Source organism: Brevundimonas sp., assembly GCF_035561115.1.
Lineage (GTDB): Bacteria > Pseudomonadota > Alphaproteobacteria > Caulobacterales > Caulobacteraceae > Brevundimonas.
The window spans coordinates 1-2,127 of sequence record NZ_DATMYH010000071.1 but is presented as its reverse complement, the minus strand read 5'-3'; the positions used below and the strand labels follow the sequence as shown (position 1 = coordinate 2,127).

The window sequence follows — 2,127 nt, the reverse complement described above, 5'->3', positions numbered from 1 at the left end:
GGTCAGGAAACCCGGCAGGGCCGAAGGGCCGTCGTCCTCAGCCGCGCGGGCGTCGCGGCGCGGACGCCGCTCCGGGCGCTCGGCCCGGTCAGGGCGTTCGGCCCGTTCGGGACGCTCGGTCGCTTCGGCGCGAACTTCGGGCGCTTCTTCGGACGCCGCCGGGGCGTCGCCCTCGGCGCGCGGCTCGCCGCCTTCGCGGTCGAAGCGGGCGCCGCGTTCCTGCTGGCGGCGCTCCCACCGTTCGCGGCGGGTCTCGCGGCGGCTGCCGTCGGCGTTGGTCGCGGCCTCGCCCTCGGGACGGGGCTCGCGGGGTTCGCGATCGGCGCGGGGCTGGTCGTCGCGGTCGCGCCATTCGCGGCGGGGCTGTTCACCCTGACGATCGTTGGAGCGGTCGCGCTCCTCGTTCTCGCGCTGGCGGGCCTCGATCTGGGCGATGCGGTCGGCCTCGACCTTTTCGGCGGCCATGATGGCGGCGGCCTGGGCCCCGGTCTCGTCCTCGAAATCGATGTCGAAGCCCTGGCCGGCCAGCTCGCGCTGGGCGATCTCGGAAACCGGACGCGAGGGCTGAAGGGCGCGCAGGACGCGGAAATAGTGTTCGGCGTGCTGGGTGTAGTTCTCGGCCAGCACCCGGTCGCCGGCGGCCGAGGCGTCGCGCGCCAGCTGCATGTAGCGCTCATAGACGGTCTGGGCGTTGCCGCGGACCTTGATGTTCTCGGGGCCCTGGGAATCCCAGGACCGGTTCGGATTGGTGGCGTTGGCGTTGTTGTTGCCGCCGCCGCTCCCGGGCTTCCTGTTGCGTCCGCGCTGACGCTTCATGCCCTTGAAATCTCTCATCGGACGCTACCGTGCTTTGTGAGGGGACGGGCCGGCCTGCGAGATGCAGCCTGTCGCCGTCCGTGTCGTCGTTCCGCTTCGCGCGAGGCCAATCCCCGCTGACGATGTGATCGGAAATCCGTCGCCGCCCCGTGGTCCGCCTGATCGAATGATCAGACCGTCACTGCCCTGAGCGCGCGTGGATGGGCCAGAAGCGGACCAAGGCGTGCGTTTTGGGTGGGAGACAGTTGAAGACTTAGCGCGGCCGGAGCCGCTTTCCAAGGGGTAGTTTTCGGAACGTCTACATCTTCGGGATGGGGTTGGTGCGCGGGTCGGGCCCGTTGGTCACGACGCGGTCGCGGTCCGACAGGTCCTTGACCACGATGACGCCTTCGAAGCCCGCCGCCTCGAACAGCGCCTTGACCTGCGGGCCCTGGTCCCAGCCGATCTCGACGGCGAAGACGCCGTCGGGGCGAAGGATGCGGCGGATCTCGGGGGCCAGTTCGCGATAGGCCGTCAGGCCGTCGGGGCCGCCGTCCAGCGCCAGAAGCGGATCGTGGTCGCGCACCTCGGGGTCGAGGCCGGGGATGTCGCCCGAGGGGATGTAGGGCGGGTTGGACACCACCAGATCGAAACTGTCGTCGCCGAAGCCCGCGGCCCATTCGGTGCGCAGGAAGGTCGCGCGGCTGTCGAGGTCGAGATTGGCGGCGTTTTCCTTCGCCACGGCCAGGGCCTCGGACGAGATGTCGGTGCCGACGCCGCGGGCGCCGGCCCGCTCGGCCAGGGTCGCCAGCAGGATGGCCCCCGAGCCGGTGCCCAGGTCGATCATCTCGAAGGCGCGGTGCGGCGGGAAGGCCAGCATGACGACGTCGAGGATAGCCTCGGTGTCGGGGCGGGGGCTGAGCACCTCGGGGGTGACGTTCAGCATGATCTTCCAGAAGCCCTTCCTGCCGAGGATGCGCGAGACGGGCTCACGGCGCAGGCGGCGCTCGACATAGCCGTCCAGGGCGGCCTGCTGGTCGGCGGTCACGACGCGATAGGGGTCGGTCAGGATGTCGGTGCGGCTCGCGCCGGCGGCGACCTCCAGCAGCAGGCGGGCGTCGATCGAGGGGCTGTCGATGCGGCCGGCCTTGAGGGTCGCGGTCGCGGCCTTCCAGGCGGTGAGCAGGGTCGGGGCGGGGGCGGTTTCGGTCATGCGCTGGCATTGGCGCGGCTTTGCGGGGATATCAAGCGCGGCGGCGCCGGAACGCGCGCCGGATGGAGCCGTTGCAGCCGGGATGCGAGGACAGACGCGACACAGGGGCGGGCTGGGGC

Annotated in this window: 2 protein-coding genes; both read right to left on the bottom strand. The window is 71.2% G+C overall.

The window, feature by feature from the left end; genetic code table 11:
* On the bottom strand, positions 1 to 834 hold an 834-nt coding region (locus VN378_RS09350), incomplete at its 3' end, for a DUF4167 domain-containing protein (protein ID WP_325743174.1).
* A gap of 280 nt (positions 835 to 1,114) precedes the next feature.
* A complete protein-coding gene (gene prmC, locus VN378_RS09345; protein ID WP_325743172.1) occupies positions 1,115 to 2,008 on the bottom strand; it encodes a peptide chain release factor N(5)-glutamine methyltransferase in 894 nt (297 codons plus the stop codon).
* Between the last annotated feature and the right edge of the window lie 119 nt (positions 2,009 to 2,127).

What these genes read in the sequence shown, in the direction of transcription:
- prmC (WP_325743172.1), bottom strand. Translation starts at nt 2,008, where the DNA reads ATGACCGAAACCGCCCCCGCCCCGACCCTGCTCACCGCCTGGAAGGCC.